The organism is Corallococcus sp. CA041A (assembly GCF_003612075.1).
GTDB classification, from domain to species: Bacteria; Myxococcota; Myxococcia; order Myxococcales; family Myxococcaceae; genus Corallococcus; species Corallococcus exiguus.
The window spans coordinates 13,047-28,991 of record NZ_RAWF01000121.1 but is presented as its reverse complement, the minus strand read 5'-3'; the positions used below and the strand labels follow the sequence as shown (position 1 = coordinate 28,991).

Annotated in this window: 13 protein-coding genes; 7 read left to right on the top strand and 6 right to left on the bottom strand. The window is 72.7% G+C overall.

Annotation, left to right across the window (positions count from 1 at the left end):
* On the bottom strand, positions 1 to 264 hold a 264-nt coding region (locus D7V77_RS21925; RefSeq protein WP_120578241.1), incomplete at its 3' end, for an MFS transporter.
* Positions 265 to 506: 242 nt separating this feature from the next.
* Between D7V77_RS21925 and D7V77_RS21920 the strand changes: the two genes are divergently transcribed.
* Positions 507 to 1,412 (top strand): AEC family transporter, encoded by a 906-nt coding sequence (locus tag D7V77_RS21920; RefSeq protein WP_120578240.1) that lies wholly within the window; start codon positions 507 to 509, stop codon positions 1,410 to 1,412.
* Between the two features lie 33 nt (positions 1,413 to 1,445).
* On the opposite strand, the gene D7V77_RS21915 is transcribed toward D7V77_RS21920, so the two are convergent.
* The gene (locus D7V77_RS21915) at positions 1,446 to 1,655 is read right to left on the bottom strand and encodes a hypothetical protein (protein ID WP_014393545.1); all 210 of its coding nucleotides are present in this window, start codon (positions 1,653 to 1,655) and stop codon (positions 1,446 to 1,448) included.
* Positions 1,656 to 1,932: 277 nt separating this feature from the next.
* On the opposite strand from D7V77_RS21915, the gene D7V77_RS21910 reads away from it, so the two are divergent.
* Positions 1,933 to 2,148, top strand: a complete 216-nt coding sequence (locus tag D7V77_RS21910; protein ID WP_233597148.1) for a hypothetical protein — start codon at positions 1,933 to 1,935, stop codon at positions 2,146 to 2,148.
* Positions 2,141 to 2,431 carry a hypothetical protein gene (locus D7V77_RS21905; RefSeq protein WP_120578238.1) on the top strand — a complete coding sequence of 97 codons (291 nt, stop codon included), beginning with the start codon at positions 2,141 to 2,143 and terminating at the stop codon, positions 2,429 to 2,431. The genes D7V77_RS21910 and D7V77_RS21905 overlap by 8 nt, the downstream gene beginning before the upstream one ends.
* Before the next feature lie 76 nt (positions 2,432 to 2,507).
* Here the strand turns inward: D7V77_RS21905 and D7V77_RS21900 are convergent, their stop codons facing one another.
* Entirely contained in the window at positions 2,508 to 3,695 is a 1,188-nt protein-coding gene (locus tag D7V77_RS21900; RefSeq protein WP_120578237.1) for a hypothetical protein, read from the bottom strand.
* A 104-nt stretch (positions 3,696 to 3,799) separates the two neighbouring features.
* Between D7V77_RS21900 and D7V77_RS44860 the strand changes: the two genes are divergently transcribed.
* The 3 genes from D7V77_RS44860 (at position 3,800) to D7V77_RS21885 (ending at position 12,830) form a co-directional block, all read left to right on the top strand.
* Entirely contained in the window at positions 3,800 to 9,139 is a 5,340-nt protein-coding gene (locus D7V77_RS44860; RefSeq protein WP_120578236.1) for an MG2 domain-containing protein, read from the top strand.
* Between the two features lie 211 nt (positions 9,140 to 9,350).
* Positions 9,351 to 10,388 carry a trypsin-like peptidase domain-containing protein gene (locus D7V77_RS21890; protein WP_120578235.1) on the top strand — a complete coding sequence of 346 codons (1,038 nt, stop codon included), beginning with the start codon at positions 9,351 to 9,353 and terminating at the stop codon, positions 10,386 to 10,388.
* 81 nt (positions 10,389 to 10,469) lie between these two features.
* On the top strand, positions 10,470 to 12,830 hold the full coding sequence (locus tag D7V77_RS21885) for a hypothetical protein (protein ID WP_120578234.1): 2,361 nt from the start codon (positions 10,470 to 10,472) through the stop codon (positions 12,828 to 12,830).
* Positions 12,831 to 12,832: 2 nt separating this feature from the next.
* On the opposite strand, the gene D7V77_RS21880 is transcribed toward D7V77_RS21885, so the two are convergent.
* The 3 genes from D7V77_RS21880 to D7V77_RS21870 are packed head-to-tail and all read right to left on the bottom strand — an operon-like array spanning position 12,833 to position 15,220.
* A complete protein-coding gene (locus tag D7V77_RS21880) occupies positions 12,833 to 13,633 on the bottom strand; it encodes an SDR family oxidoreductase (RefSeq protein ID WP_120578233.1) in 801 nt (266 codons plus the stop codon).
* Between the two features lie 28 nt (positions 13,634 to 13,661).
* Complete coding sequence (locus D7V77_RS21875) at positions 13,662 to 14,459, bottom strand: ZIP family metal transporter (protein ID WP_147452122.1); 798 nt, start codon at positions 14,457 to 14,459, stop codon at positions 13,662 to 13,664.
* Positions 14,441 to 15,220: an alpha/beta fold hydrolase gene (locus tag D7V77_RS21870; protein ID WP_120578231.1), complete on the bottom strand. Its 780-nt coding sequence runs from the start codon at positions 15,218 to 15,220 to the stop codon at positions 14,441 to 14,443. Before D7V77_RS21870 ends, D7V77_RS21875 begins: the two co-directional genes overlap by 19 nt.
* Positions 15,221 to 15,308: 88 nt before the next feature.
* Between D7V77_RS21870 and D7V77_RS21865 the strand changes: the two genes are divergently transcribed.
* Positions 15,309 to 15,848, top strand: a complete 540-nt coding sequence (locus D7V77_RS21865) for a nuclear transport factor 2 family protein (RefSeq protein WP_120578230.1) — start codon at positions 15,309 to 15,311, stop codon at positions 15,846 to 15,848.
* Positions 15,849 to 15,945: the final 97 nt, after the last annotated feature.

The window sequence follows — 15,945 nt, the reverse complement described above, 5'->3', positions numbered from 1 at the left end:
CCCCGCGAGCGTCAGCCGCCGGCCCACCCGGTCCGCGAGCATGCCCCCCAGCGGCGCCGCCAGCACCGCGCCCGCGCCGTTGAGCGCCACGATGAAGCCCGCCTGCTCGATGCTGAAGCCGCGCTCGCGCGTGAGGTAGAGCGCCAGGAACGGCGCGACGAAGGACCCCAGCCGGTTCACGAAGGTGCCCACCCACAGGACCCAATACGTCCGTGGCAGGCCACCCCCGCCCAGCGCTCTCAACACCGTGGCAACGGGATTCATGGCGGGATGTCCGACGGACGTGGAGAGGAGGGACTGACCGCGGGCGCGCGCCAGCATGCGCTCGCGCCCCGCGCGTTTCCATGCGCCCTCTGGCTCACACGGGCGGTTGGAGCCTCATGCATTCCAGTCGCGCGCGAAACGCGACTTCCCCGGCCGCACCTTCATGGCGCTGGACATCGCTGGCGGGCTCCTCCAGGTTGCCGCGCCAATCCACACCCTGGAAGGCGGGACGCAAGGCGGGCATGGGGCAGGTCATCGGACTTCTGGGGGTGTGCCTCGTCTTGGGCGTGCTGGCGCGACGCAGTGGCCGGTTCCCCGAAGGGACGGCGCCCGCGTTCAACGTCTTCCTCCTCAACGTGTCGCTGCCGGCGCTGGTGCTGCGCGCCATGCATCGGCTGGAGTTCGCGCCCGGGCTGGTGGTGGCCGCCGCGGCGCCGTGGCTGCTCTTCGTGGGGGCGGTGCTCTTCCTTCGCCTGCTCGGGCCCCGGCTGGGGCTGTCGCGCGAGTCGGTGACGGCGCTCATCCTCACCGCGGGGCTGGGCAATACGGCCTTCGTGGGCCTGCCCATGGCCGCCGCGCTCCTGGGGCCCTCGAGCGTGCCGGTGGCGGTGGTGGCGGATCAGCTGGGCTCGTTCCTGGTGCTGGCGACGCTCGCCACGCTGACGGCGGCGAGGGCCAGCGCCCGGACGGAGCTGTCCGTGCGCACGCTCGCTCGCAAGGTGGTGGGGTTCGCCCCGTTCCAGGCGCTGGTGCTGGCGCTGCTCCTGCGCCCCTTTCCCTTCCCGGACTGGCTGGAATCCGTGCTGCAGCGGCTGGGCGACCTGCTCACGCCGCTGGCGCTCTTCGTCGTGGGCTTCCAGCTGCGGCTGAAGGGGCTTGGGCCACGTGTGCCGGCGCTCGCGCTGGGGCTGTCCTACAAGCTGGTGCTCGCGCCGCTGGCGGTGCTGGGCCTGCTGATGCTCATGCCCGGGCTTGAGCTGGTGGTGAAGCAGACCACGGTGCTGCAAATCGCCATGGCGCCCATGGTGACGGCGGCCATCCTCGCCGCCGAGCACGACCTGGACGCGGACCTGGCGGTGCTGATGGTGGGCGTGGGCATTCCGCTGTCGTTCGCCACCGCGCCGCTGCTCCTGTCCCTGGTGCACTGACGCCCGTGCGGCACGGGCGTCAGGCGATTCGTTTCAGGCGAGCGCCGTGGTCTCGAAGGAGAGCTCGACGCCATTGGGCTTCACGCGCATCTGTGGACGCGACAGCACATGGCAGTGCGGGCAATAGCCGTGAGCACCCGCTGGCGTGGCCCGGATGGAGACCGCGCCGCCACACATCATGCAGCCCTCGGGAAGATCGAAGTCCGCGAACCGCTCTCCGCTCTGGGTCTCGAATTGGGTCATGCCATTGAGTTAACGCAGGATCTGCCCGACACAAGCAGACCGGTTCCCTCCCCGCGAGGACCCGGTATGGCGCCTTGCCCCACCTTTCGGGCACAGAAGACGGCCCTTCAAGGCAGCCTGCAAAGGTTACCGGCCGATCTCCGACTGCTCACCCGGCGACAACGCAACCTCTTGAGCGGGCTGGCGAGCGCTGGCACGGGGATTTCATAGCGCACCCCCTCGGACAGCAACGGGACGGGGGAGGTGCGGGATGGGTGTAGGGAACACAGTGAAGGTCATGTGCGACCGGAAGGGCTGGCGGGTGGAGGTGGCGCACTCGGCGGGCGTGCGGCGCTACCGGTACGGCAGCGAGTCCCAGGCGCGTTATTTCGCGGCGGTGTTCGAGCTGGGGCCGAGCGTGCTGCCCCCCAAGAACCACGCGCGAAGGCGGCAGGAGCCCTGCTTGGCTCTACCCAATGAGGTCTCTTTCGGAGAGGCTTGGCTGCATGAGTGATGCTCCCAAGCCCAAGCCCTTCATCCTCCCCAACCGGCAGCACGTCACCAAGGAGCCGGATCCGGGCGGCCGTTGGTCCGCGCAGTTCCCGGAGATGATTGGTTACACCAGCCAGGGCGGCGGCAAGGTGCCGGCCGACTTCGGGTGGAACACCAACCCCAAGCAGTGGCAGGAAGAGCTGACGCCGCAGACGCTGGCGGAGCGCTTCGAGGAGCTGCGCATTCTGCCTCCGAAGAAGGACGCCCCCGCGCTGCCCGCGCCGGCCACGCCCGCGAAGCCCTGAAGCTCCGGGTGATTCGCCTGGCCGTCCGCTTCCAGGGCCCCGGAGGTTCCCGGGCCCCGTGGAGGCGTGAGGCCCGCTAGCTGAACGGCAGACTGGCCAGCCGCTCGCGGAAGCGGGCGAGCAGGTCTCTCGCGCCGGCCTCGTTGAGCCCCTCCGAGGCCTCCTGACGGCCCTTGCGCAGGAAGACGTCGAAGGGCGCCGAGCGGCCCGAGAGCGCGCCCGCCGCCGCCACCGCCTCCTCCAGGACCCGCGCCGCGCCCGAAGAGCCCAGCTCCAGGTGCATGTCCACCTGCTCCAGCCGGGCGCTGCTCGCGGCCCACACCGCTCGGTCGTGCACGGTGAGCCACGCGCGGGTCAGCTCCTCCATCGCGTCCTCCATCAGCGCGAGGAAGGGCTCCACCATCCCGGGCAGCACCTCCGGCCCCAGGGCGGGCTGCGTGCCCGCTTCGCGCAGCCGGCCTCGCGCCGCGACGATTTCGCGCTTGGTGGGCGTCTTCAGCGCGAGCGACGCGGGCAGGGACACGAACGCGGCCAGGCTCTCCTCGGCCTGCCTCGCCAGCGCGGGCCGCTGGGCGTCCGTGGCCTTCGCGGCGCGCTCCAGCCGGCCCTGCAGTGAGCGGCGCAGGTCCGCCGCGGCGCCTCGCAGGGCCACGCGCGCGCCCACCTGGTTCGTGTAGCCGGGCACCACGTCCTCGCGGCGCACGTCCGCGAAGGCCGCGGCGGTGAGGTACACGAGGTCGCCGATGCGGTTGCGGAAGTCCGCGCGCGACGCGGCCAGCTCCGACATCAGCGTCCAGCGGTCGCTCACCACCTCTGGCCGGCGCATCTGCACGCCCAGCTCCTGCACGCGCTTGGACAGGCGCTCCGCGCTGGCGTGCAGCACGGCCTCCGCTTCCTGCGACAGGCGCTCGTCGGAGCTCGCGGGCGGCGGGGCCCAGCCGCCGTCGTTGGACGCGGCGGGGCGCGCGGGCGGCGGGAAGGCGTCGCGGATGGCGGCCACCAGCTTGTTGACGTCCGTCAGCGTCTCGCCGATGGCGGGCGCCATGGTCTCCCACAACGACAGGTCCGCGGCGTCGTCGGGTTCGGCGGTGGTGGGCTCGTACTTCACGATGCTCAGGTGCCCCAGCCGGTCGATGGCGACCGCGGCCGCCTGGTAGACCTTGCGAAGCCGCGTCGCGAAGTCGCGGTCCATCAACGCTTCGAGCAGCGCATCCAGGCGGGGCGGCAGGGCATCCTGCGGGGGACGGTTCTTCGAAACGACCATGACGCATCACCCTAGCTCAGCCGCCCGACGGATACGTCAACGGGGGGAGGTGGGGACCGGCTCCGCGCTTTCCGGCGTACAGTGGAAAGACGGGGAGAAAACGCATGACAGGTGGCATCCAGCGCCGGCGATGGGTGGCCGGCGGGCTCGGGCTGTTGTTTCTGGGGGGAGGCCTGGCCTTCATGGCTTCCGGGCGGTGTCTGTCCGCCTGGATGTTCCAGGGCGTGGAGGTGCCGTGGTGTCCGGACGGCGAGTTCCGCCAGACGGTGAGCATGTCCGCCAGCGGGCTCGCGCGGGGAGGCTCCAGCAGGGTGACGGTCTGGGCACAGGCGCACGGCATGGACGCGGAGGGCCGCGAGCTCGAGGCCCTCGTGGGTCGCGGCACGGCGGCGCTGTTCCTGGTGGACGCGGCCGGCAAGGAGACGCCGCTGCCGCTGGATGCCAAGGGCCGCTGGGAGCGCGAAGACTCCGGTGCCCTGTCGGCGCCGGTGACGCTGCCCGCGGTGCCGGACGGCGACTACCAGCTGCGCGCACGCCTCACCACGCCGCTGGGCACCGGCACGGTGGACGCGGCGCTGCCCCTGTACGCGCCCGCGCGGGTGCGCGTGCTGACGGACCGGCCCCTCTACGAGCCCGGGCACCGGGTGCGCTTCCGCGCGGTGGCGCTGCGCGCGAAGGACCTGTCGCCGCTCGATGGACGGCCGGGGACGTGGAAGGTGATGGACCCCTCCGGCGAGGTGGTGCTGGAGGAGCGCGCGCCCGCGGGCAGCTGGGGCGTGGTGGCGGGGGACTTCCCGTTGGACCGGGGCGCGCCCACGGGCACGTGGTCGGTGGCGTGGACCAGCGGTGGCGCCTCCGGTGACGCGACCTTCACGGTGGAGCCCTTCACGCTGCCGCGCCTGCGGATGGAGGCGAAGAGCCCCCGGCCCTTCTGGCGCGCCAACGACACGCCGGAGGTGACGGGGCAGGTGTCCTACGCGTCCGGCGCGCCGGTGGCGGACACGGACGTGACGCTGGCGTGGAGCCACGCGGGCGCATGGCCTCCTCCGACGGAGTGGCTCCGGGGCGAGCTGCCCACGAAGGCGCGCACGGATGCCGCCGGCCGCTTCCGCGTGACGCTGCCGCGCGTGCCCCAGGACCTGCGCGGCCAGGCCACGCTGAGCGCGAGCCTGGAGGCGAAGGACCCCACGGGCGAGCCGGTGCGCGGCGGCGTGTCGCTCCTCCTGTCCGAGGACGCGGTGGCCGTGTCCTCCGTGACGGAGCTGGAGGACGGTCTGGTGGCGGGCTTCAGCAACCGCGTCTACCTGCGCGCCACCACCGCGTCGGGCCAGGTGCTGCCGGGCGCGGAGGTGATGGTGACGCGCGCGTGGGACCCGCGCGACAAGGGCGTGAGCGCGGTGGCGGACGAGGACGGCGTGGCCGCCTTCCAGTTGGACCCCGGCCCCGCGGTGAACGTGGTGGTGCCGCCGCTGCCGGTGCGCGTGCAGCCGCGTCCGCCGCCCGTGTCGCTCGCGTCGTCGCGGGATCTGCTGGGCACTCAGGGAGGGCAGTCGTCGCTGGAGGATCAGCTCGCGCTGGAGCGGTTGCTGCCGGTGCTGCATCCCTGCGCGCGCTTCGTCAGCCCGTCCTCCGGCGCCTCCATGGCGGAGTTCGTGGTGCGGGTGGGCGCGTCCGGGCAGGTGCTGGACGTGGCCGGCGCGGAGGAGGGGTTGGAGGCGTGCATGGCGTCGGCGCTGCGTGCGCGGGGACTGCCGGCGCGCGCGGAGCGGATGCTCCAGCTGCGCTTCCAGGTCATGGATCCAGGCCTGCCCTCGATTCGCTGGAACACGCAGGTCGCCTTCGGGGACGAGCGGGGCGTGAGCGAGGGGCTGACGGTCGCCGCGCTGGATGCGCGCTCGTGCCTGCCGCCCACGCTGGACCGCGCCGTGGCGGTGCCCGGCGTGATGACGTGGCGGCGGTGGGCGGACAAGCCGGAGCTGGCGCTGTCCTGGGTGGCGGAGCCCGCGACGGATGACGCGCTCCCGGCTGCGGTGCTGGCGTGCGTGAAGGAGCGCTTCGCGCGCATCCGCGTTCCGGCGTCGACGCAGGCGGAGCTGCTGGCGGGACGCAGGCCGTCGGAGGCCATGGGCGTGGTGCGCTTCATCACGCAGCCGACGTACGGCGGCAACGGCATTCCCCGGCCGCCCCAGGCCACCACGTTCCTGGGCTACGAGTTGAAGGTCCGCGCGAAGTGGGACGGCCAGGACATGGGGGAGACGAAGTTCGTGCTGCGCCCCGCGCGCCTGCCGCCGCTGCGCCTCCGCATGACGCCGGTGCTGGCGAAGGCGGGCGAGTCCGTGAAGGTGGAGCTGCTGCGCGGCCCCGGCTTCACGGGCGAGCTGCCCAAGACGCTGGAGCTGGTAGCGGGGCCGACGCGCCTCAAGGAGAAGCTGGACGCGGCCACGCGCTCCGCGCACTTCACGTTGCCCAAGGACTTCGAGGGCTGGGCGCAGGTGGAGGGCGTGGCGGCGACCGCGCGCGTGTATGTGGCGCCTCGCGCATCGCTGACGGTGGAGGTGTCTCCGGACAAGCCCGCGTACGCGCCCGGGGAGCTGGCGCGTCTCCAGGTCCACACGCGCGTGGACGGCAAGGACGGCGAGGCGGCGGTGGGCCTCTTCGGCGTGGACGAGACGCTGTCCCAGCTGGCGCCGCTGCCGGGCGCGGATGCGCTGGACGGGCTGAGGCCTTCTCCGTCGGTGGCCACGCCGGCCTTCGGCGTGCTGGACGGCCAGGCGCTGGCCATGGGGCGCATCCGGGGCGCGAACGCGGCCGCGGCGGCGCTCTTGCGCGTGACGGCGGTGCCCACGCTGGAGGATGTGGAGACGCCACTGTCGGCGAGCGCCACGAGCCCCTTCTCCCCGGACGCGGAGCTGACGGAGCCCTTCTACGCGGTGCTGACGGAGCTGCACGCGCGCACGCGCAAGTGGGAGGAGACCGCGCCCGAGGGTGAGACGTTGGACCCCGCGGGGCTCGCGCGGCTGTGGGCGGAGTCGCTCGCCGCCTGCGAGCAGCGCGGGCAGAAGGTGACGGATGCGTTCGGCCGCAAGCTGCGGTTGTCGCGGTTGCCGGAGGACCTGCTGGCCCTCACGGATCCGCGCGCGGTGGTGACGGGGGAGTCGGTCCGCCGCCTCATGGGGAGCTCCGCCGCGGCGCTCGCGGGGGATGAGTTCGTCGCGACCAAGAGCTCGCCAGGCTCCGGCGATGAGGGTCTGCAGCGCAAGACGATGAAGAGCTTCGGGTCGGCGAACTCGTATGACGACGAGTCCGTCGGTTCACGGGGAGGCGGCGGACCGGCCCAAGCTCCGATGGCCGCGGCGCCCGTGATGGAGATGGCGGCACCTCCTCCGGAGCCGGAGATGGAGGAAGGGGGCGTCAGCAAGGACCGCGACGGCGCGGCGGCGGCGCCCACCCGCGCGTGGTTCCCGGAGACGTTCCTCTTCGAACCGCTGGTGGTGACGGACGCGAACGGCTCGGCGACGGTGCCGGTGCGCGTGCCGGACCGGCTGACGCAGTGGCGGGTGCTGGCGCTCGCGCACTCTCGCTCCGGCGCGCAGGCGGGGGCGGTGACGTCCTTCGCGGGCACGCTGCCCACGTACGTGGATCCGGTGCTGCCGCCCTTCCTGCGCGCGGGCGACACGGTGCGCCTGCCGGTGCAGGTGGTGAACACCACGGACAAGGCCGTGGAGGCCTCGCTCAAGGTGGACGTGAAGGGCGCGCAGGTGGAGTCCGGCGCACGCACGGTGCGGGTGCCCGCGCGCGGCAGCGTGGTGGAGTTGGTGACGGTGAAGGCCGGAGGCGCGGGGCCGGTGACGCTGCGCGCCTCGCTGGGGGACACGGACGCGGTGGTGCGCGACTTCGACGTGTGGGCCACCGGTCAGCCCGTGGTCCAGACGCGCGGCGGTTCGCTGGCGGCGCCGCGCACGCTGTCCCTGGTGGGCCCCGCCGACGCACAGGCCGGCAGCGAGAGGGTGCGCTTGCAGGTGTACCCGGGCGCGCTGGGCATGGTGCGCGCGGAGCTGGCGGCGGTGGAGCGCCGTCCCGTGGACGTGGCCGGGGACGCGTACGCGTTGCTGCTCGCGGGCCAGGCGCCGGAGCTCTTGAAGTCGCTGGGCGAGACGGCGGACCCCGCGGCGCTGAAGGCGCTGTCGCTGGTGGCGACGCAGCGGGTGCTGCGCGCGGCGCGGGCGCCGTCGATAGAGGTGGCGACGCGGCTCGCGGAGGGCGCGCTGGCCCACCCGGACAACCCGGTGCTCGCGCGGCTGGGCGAGCGGCTGGTGGCGCAGGTGGCCCAGGCGCAGCGGCCGGATGGCACCTGCCAGGGCGGTGACGGCTGGACGCTCCAGCGACTGCTGGTGGCGACGGCGAACTGCGCCCGCACGGTGCGCGCGGCGCAGGGCACCCCGGAGGGCAAGCAGCGCGCGGCGGCCTTCACCGTGCGCGCGTCGGGCGTCTTCGAGCGCTACCTGCCGCAGGTGAAGGACGGCTACACGGCGGCGGTGCTGCTGGCGGAGGGCTCCGCGGAGGGCGGCGTGGCGGACGCCCTGCGCACCCGCGTGCGCGAGGCGCTGAAGACCGGCGCGGACGGCACCGCGTGGCTGCCGGTGGAGCCGGACACGGTGCGCGCGGACGGGGAGATGCCCTCGGAGGCGGAGGCCACGGCGATGGCGGTGCTCGCCCTCCAGGGTGATGCGAAGGCGCCGCTCGCGGACCTGGGCGCCTGGCTGCTCGCGCACTACACGCCGGGCCTGGGCTGGGGGGATGGGCAGGCCAACCGCGTGGGGCTGCGCGCGGCGCTGGCCCTCTTCAAGGATCCGCTGCCTGCCCAGGTGCGTGTGTCGGTGGCGCGCGACGGACAGGTCGTCACGGAGGGCACCTACGACACGAAGGCGTTGCGCGAGGTGCTGGCGCTGGAGGCCGCGGCGCCGGGCTCGGCGGGGTCGCACACGTGGACCGTGCGCGCGGAGCCCGCGGTGCCGGGGCTGGGCTTCTCCCTGGCGCTGTCCGCGGCGGTGCCCTGGAAGAGCGAGGTGAAGGGTGGCCTGCAGCTGGCCGTGACGGGGCCGAAGGAGGCGCGCGTGGGACAACTGACGAACGTGCGCGTCCAGGTGGGTGCGCCGTCCTCGTTGCCGCTGCGCTTCCAGCAGGAGCTGCCCGCGGGTGTGCAGGTGGATCCCGCGAGCCTGGCCGCGCTCGTGGCGTCCGGACAGGTGACCTCCTGGGATGTGCAGGATGGTGCGTTGTCCTTGGACCTTTCTCCCAGGGAGCAGGGCGCACTGGTGCAGGTGGAGTTCCGCGTGCTGCCCACGCTCGCCGGGACGTTGCAGGCGGGCGCGGCGCGACTGGGTGTGCCTGGCCGGCCGGACATCACCGCGTCGTTGCCGCCCACCACCTGGGCGGTGCGCTGAATCCCTCCGGCGCTGTGTGTGGGGTCATTCTCCACTCACGGCGCCGGTACAGGACCCTTCCGTCTGGCCTCGGGTGCGAGTGGAATGCGCGCCGGAAGCGCGGCAGGGGCCCGTCCCGCCGGGCGCCCCCCGCCCGGTGCAATCGCTGCCCGCATGCGTACACTTCAAAGTGCACGGCGGAGATGCATCGCGCGCGGCAGCGAGGAGACGGATGGAGCTTGAAGGCTCCGAACAGGAGGAACTGACCCACGCTCTCCTGGGCGCGTTCACCTCGGTGGAGGAGCTCCTCCGGATGGTCGAGGTGAAATGCGGCCGCAGCCTGGTGCCCCCCGTCGAACGGGAGGGGGCGGCGCGGGCCCGGGCGCTCGTGCGCACGGCGGAGGCGGAGGGGTGGACGGACGTGCTGGTGCGCGGCGCGCAAGCGGCGGCGCCAGGCCATCCGCGCATCCGCCGTTTCCTGCAGGGCTACCTGTCCTCCGTGCAGCGCAGCGTGTCCGGCAGTGCCCTGGCGCGCATCGTCCAGCAGTCCAGGCTGGCGCTGACGCCGCAGGCCTGGCGCGACCGGTTGACCACGCTGTCTCGGCGCGTGTGCCGCGTGGAGCTGGAGGGCGGCCGCGCGTTGGGCACGGGCTTCCTGGTGGCGCCGGATATCGTGCTGACGAACTCGCACGTCATCGAGCACCGGCTGCTGGAGGCGCTGCGCGTGCGCTTCGACCTGAAGGTGCTGCCGGACCGCATCGCGGTGCATCCCGGCCGGGTGTACGCGGTGACGGCGTGCCTGGCGCAGAGTCCGCACAGCCCGGCGGACCTGATGCACCCGCGTCCGCGCGAGGCCACGCGCGACGAGCTGGACTACGCCTTCCTGCAGATCCAGGACGCCCCGGGCGAGGACCGGGTGGGGGACGGGCCGCGCGGCTTCGTCCCGCTGGCCCCGTCGTCGCCCACGGCGTTCGAGCCCGGCGCGCTGGCGCTCGTGGTGCAGCACCCGAAGGGCCGGCCCATGCAGGTGGCGCTGGACACGTTCCAGACGGTCAACCGCTCCCAGACGCGAGTCACGTACTGCACCAACACGCACCCGGGCTCGTCCGGGTCGCCGTGCTTCACGCCGGACCTGGAGCTGGTCGCGCTGCACCACAGCGGAGACCCGCGCCCCGGCCACGAATCCGCCGAGGACGACGAGGGCATCCCCCTGGACGCCATCCGCGGGAGCCTGTCCGGGAGCGTGCTGCGCCGCCTGGGCTGGGAGTGAAATAACGCGTGGACGCGCATGCGAGCGCGGAGGAGGGGACTGCTATCGTCCGCGCGCATGAGCCTTCCCGCTCGAAGCACCATGGCCGTGAAGGTCCTGCTCCCCACGGGCGTGACACTGGCGTGCGCCGTGCTCTGCCTGTGGCCCATGCTCGCGGGCGCGGCGCCGCGCTTCGGCCTCGCCGGCCTGTCCTCCAACAACCAGGTGCGCCTGCGCACGTCCACTGCCCACCTGGAGACGGTGCTGCGCGTGGACCTGCTGCCCACGCCCACGGACGTGTCTCCGGAGTCACCGCGCGACGCGAGCGCGGAGGTCACGCGGGTGACGGTGCTGGTGGATCCGCTGCTCGCGGCGGACGGCACGCAGGTGCCGGTGACGGTGCGCGTGGGCACGACGGAAGGCGCGGCGGAGGTGCCCATCTCCGTGCGGCAGCCGGTGACGGTGACGCTGTCCGCGGACCTGCCCGCGGCGGGCGACTACCACGGCCGCGTGGTGCTCCTGGGTGATGGCGTGCGGGAAGTCACCCCGCTCGTCGTGCAGCGAGTGGCGATGGCGCCCACGGTGCAGTTCTATCCGGTGGCCCCCGCGCGCGGTTGGACGCTGGGGCCGTTCTCCGGCAAGGCCACGGTGCGGCTGACCTTCCGGGAGACGGCGGGCGTGGGCGGCGCGGTGGGGCCCGCGGCGGTGGTGCAACTGGACCGCAGGGCGGGCGGCTCGGGTGACGGTGCCGCGCCCGTGCAGGCGCAGGATGCGAAGTGGTTCTTCCGAGGACCGGATGGCCAGCCGCAAGGCACGGGGAAGGAAGGCATCCTCCAGGTGCCCGCCTACGGCACCGGCCTGCTGAGCCTGGACGTGGACGACCTGCCGGAGTCCGGCGAGTACACCGGCACGGTGCGGCTGCTGGTGCCGGAGGGCGCGGCGGTGGAGCAGGCCTTCACCGTCTGGGTGAAGACGCCCGCGCTGTTCGGCGCGTTCCTCATCTTCCTGGGCGTGGTGACGTCCGCGGCGGTGCGCTTCTACGTGCAGCGCGTGCGCCCTCGCGTGAACCTGCGCAGCCGCGCGGAGTTCGCGAGACAGAAGCTGCTCTCGCTGGTGCCCGCCCGTCCGCTGGAGCGCGAGGCCACCGTGGCCGCGTCGCTGCGCCGCCAGGTGGACGCGCTCCTCGCGGACATCCAGCGGCCGCTGAGCGGGCTCGTCGTGCAGGACTCCGTGCTCGCCCTCTTCGAGGCGCGCCTCCAGCTCTTCTCCCTCTGGTCCGTGCTCCTGCGGCAGCTGGAGGGGCTCAAGGGCGTGGCGCTGCTGGACGCCGAGCGCAAGCTCAAGGCGGTGGAGACGCTGCTCCAGAATGATGAAGCCACGTCCGCGGACTTCACCGAACAGGTGCAACTGCTGCGCACGCTCGACCTGGAGGCGGTGGCCCGCGCGGTGCTGGAGGCGCGGCTGACGGAGCTGGAGCAGCAGTCGCGGACGCTGTCCTCCCAGCGCGGGGATGACCCCGTGAGCCGCCGGCTCCAGGGCGAGCTGCCCCTGTACGTGCTGCGCGCGCGTCAGCAGCTGCCGGGGCCCGACCTGGAGGCGTCGCGCCGGCTGGTGGAGACCGCGCGCGAGGCGTTCCTCGAAATCCTCCTGACGGACCTGGAGGACGCCTTCACCGCGAAGGAGCTGCCCGGCGGTTTCACGCAGGAGGAGTGGGCGGCGCTGCGCCTGCGCGTGGGCGAACAGCTGGCCCGGTCGCGGGCCCGCATGTCCGCGAGCGTGGACGAGGCATACCTCTACTACCAGTCCGCGCACGCGCTGTACCTGCGCGAGCTGGTGGACAACCTGGAGGAGGCGTTGACGCAGCTCCAGGCGCAATCCGGAGGGGGCCTGAACACGCTGGCGGACTGGCGAACCGCGGTGGACGCGCGGCTGGCGGCGGCGCGAGAGCAGTTGGACAAGGGCGAAGCAAACCTGGCCGCGGCGGAGTACCGCGCCGCCCGCGAGGACTTCGCGCGCCACGTCACGCTCCCGCCGCCCCCGGTGTCCACGGGCGGCCGGTTGGCCCTGGAGTCCGTCCCCTCCGCCGTGACGCTGGACCCCTTCTCGCAGCCGGCCATGGAATCGCCGCAGCCGTCGCCATCACCGCTGCCCGGCGGTCCCGCCACCGGGAACCTCTCCCCGCTGCCGCCGTCATCCACGAAGGCGAGCACCGACGCGCTGGTGAACCTGGATTGGATTCCCCTGCCGCGCTCGAGGGACTTGTGGAAGGTGGAGCTCGCGGTGCTGGGGATGATGTCCATCATCGCGGTGCTGCTGGGGCTCCAGGTGTTGGACGTCTTCGCGCCCACGTGGGGCGGCTCCGGTGGGTGGATGACCGCCTTCCTCTGGGGCTTCGGCCTGCATCAGGTGGGCAACGCCACCTTCGACGGCCTGTGGGGCATGGTGTCGCGGCTGGAGAAGTAGCCTCAGGCCTTCTTGCCGCGGATGGCGCGCGCGGCCAGCTTGTCCACCAGCGCGGGCGCCACCAGCTTGAGCACCAGTCCCACGCGGCCGGTGAGCGTCATCACCAGCTCGCGCTCGCGGCGCTCCATGGCGCGCAGGATGAGGGCCACGCAGGTGTCCACGTCCATGGTGGGGCCCGCTTCGTCGCGAGGGCTCTGGCCCAGGGGCTGGCCCTCCGGACCCAGCGCGTGCGCGCGGATGTCCGTGGCCACGAAGCCCGGCGACACCACGAGCACGTCCGTGCCGGTACCCAACAGTTCGATGCGCAGCGAATCGAAGAAGCCCTGCATGGCGTGCTTGCTGCCAGCGTAGCCGGTGCGCATGGGCACGCCCGTCTTGCCCGTCAGCGACGACACGGCGACGAGCAATCCCTTGCGCGCCTTGATGTACGGCAGCGCGTGGAAGGTGCAGTGCACCGCGCCCAGGTAGTTGATGCGCATGAGGCGCTCATAGAGGCCCAGGTCCTTCACGTCCTCGAAGCGCGAGTGCATGGTGATGCCCGCGTTGTTGACGAGCACGTCCACGCCACCGAACGCCTCCACGGTGCGCTCCACCAGGCCGCGGCACGCCTCCGGGTCGCCCACGTCTGTGGGCACCGCCAGCGCCTCGCCGCCCGCGGCTTCGCACTTCGCCTTCACGCGCTCCAGCGCCTGGGCATCCCGCGCCGCCAGCGCCACGTTCGCGCCCCGGCCGGCCAGGGCCACCGCCAGCGCCTCGCCGATGCCCGCGGAGGCACCGGTGACAATCACGGTCTTTCCTTGCATGGCCCCATCCTCTCAGGGGCGCGGCCCTTCAGCCATGGCCTCCCGCGAACCGCTCCGCGAAGTGCAGTCCGCCAATGAGCAGCAGGCCACACAGGAAGCCCACCACGCGCTGGCGTGAGTCCGGGCCCCGGCGCAGCTCCGGCAACAGGTCCACCGCGCCGATGTAGAGGAACGAGCCTCCGGCGATGGCCAGCACCGTGCCCTGGAGCGAGGGCAGATACCGCGTGCCCAGCAACACGCCGGCGGCGCCCACCGCGGCGGTGAGCTGCACCGCGCCCAACGCGACCAGCGACCGCGCGCGAGTCCAGCCCGCGGCGCGCAGGAGCGCGTAGTCACCCACCTCCTGCGGCAGCTCATGGACGATGACCGCGAACGCGGTGGCGAAGCCTGCTTGAGGAGACACGAGGAAGGCCGCCGCGACCGCCGCACCGTCACCCACGTTGTGCAACGCATCCGATGCGAGCAGCGCGGTGGGCAGCGTGGGCGAGACCGGGTGCGCATGATGATGGCCGTGCGCGTGTCCGGCGGCGGCCTCCGCGTCGTGATGGTGATGGCCCAGGGCCCACTCCATGAACGTCAGCACGACGAAGCTGGCGAAGGCCCACGCGAAGGCTGCATCGCCCTTGGCCTCCACCGCCTTCGGCAGCACCTCCAGGAACACCGCGCTCAAAAGCGTTCCGGCGGCGAAGGCCACCAGCGCGGGCAGCCGCCGTTGCAGCCAACGTTCGGACAACACACCGCCCGCAAGCCCGGCCAGGCCGTCCAGCCCCACCGCGACGAAGACGAGCAGGACGGTCTGTGTATCCATCAGGGGGCCATCAGCCACGTGAGCACGTCCTGGGGACTGTCCACGTGCACGAAGTGGCCGGCGTCCGGGAGGAAGGCCACGGGGCAGCCGCCGTCCTCCAGGCGCTGGGCGCTCTCATCGGACACGTACCGGCTGCGCCCGCCGCGGATGCAGCGCAGGGGCGGGTGTACGGGGCGCTCCACCGCGGGCCAGAGGTCCTCGCCGGTGACGCGGCGGTGGAGCCGGAGGAGCGCGTCGCGGTCGAAGCGCCAGCGCACGCCGTCACCGTCGGGCGTGAGGTTCATGAGGATCCAGTCCGTCAGCGGCTCTGACAGGCCGTTCCCAATGAGGTTCGCGCGCAGGTCCTTGCGGCTGTCGGCGCGCGGCGGCGCCTTCAGCAGGATGTCCAGGACATAGCCGCTGTCCGACAGGTTCACCGGCACGGGGCCGGGCGCGATGTCGAGCAGCGCTATGCTGCGCACGCGCTCGGAGGCCTCCAGGCTGGCGGCCAGTGACACGCGGCCGCCCAGCGAATGGCCCACCCAGTCCACGGCGCCGGTGAAGCCCTGCGCGTCGAGCGTGTCCACCACGTCGCGCGCGAGCGTGGTCAGGTCCGCGTCCGGATGCAGGGCCGGGGAGGTGCCGTGGCCGGTGAGGTCGGGCAGGAGGATGCGGCGGCGCGGATCGGCTTTTGTCCACGCGACGGCCAGCGAGCGCAGGTTGCGGCCCGTGCCGAGGAAGCCGTGCAACATCACCGTGAGCACATCCCCCGTGCCCACCTGAAAACTTTCGAGCACCACGCCACCACCGCCTTGTGTCGCATGCCTTGACCTGGGGGCACGCCTGCCGCTTCATACCGCGAACCCCCCTTTCGTCGAGGTGAACCCGATGGCACCTGTCTCCTGGTTGTTGCTGGCGCTCGGCGCCAACCCCGTCGCTGCTCCGGCCGCGGCCCAGGCTCCGGCCGACCCGAAGGTCGCGGTGGCCACGGTGCTGGACGACTGGCACCGCGCGGCGGCGGTGGCCAACGAGCCGCGCTACTTCTCCTTCTTCACGCCGGACGCGGTCTTCATGGGCACGGACGGCGAGGAGCGCTGGACGGTGGACCAGTTCCGCGCGTGGTCGAAGCCCTACTTCTCCAAGGGCAAGGCGTGGTCGTTCAAGTCGGTGTCCCGCAACGTGTTCTTCTCCAAGGACGGCCAGGTCGCCTGGTTCGACGAGGCGCTGGACACGCCCAACCTGGGCCCCGCGCGCGGCAGCGGCGTGCTGGTGAAGGACGCGGCCGGCTGGAAGATCGCCCAGTACAACCTCTCCGTCCCCATCCCCAATGACCTGATGGGCGAGGTGACGAACCGCATCGCCACGTACTCGAAGGCCAAGGCAGCCACACCGCCCGCCCCTGCAAGCAAGCCCGCGCCGAAGCCCTGACGCATGCCCGCCTGCGTCATGCCGGGCTTCATGACAGAACCATGACAAACGCATGGCGGAGCTGAGGCCCTCCGCCATTTCCTACGCTGTACGTTGG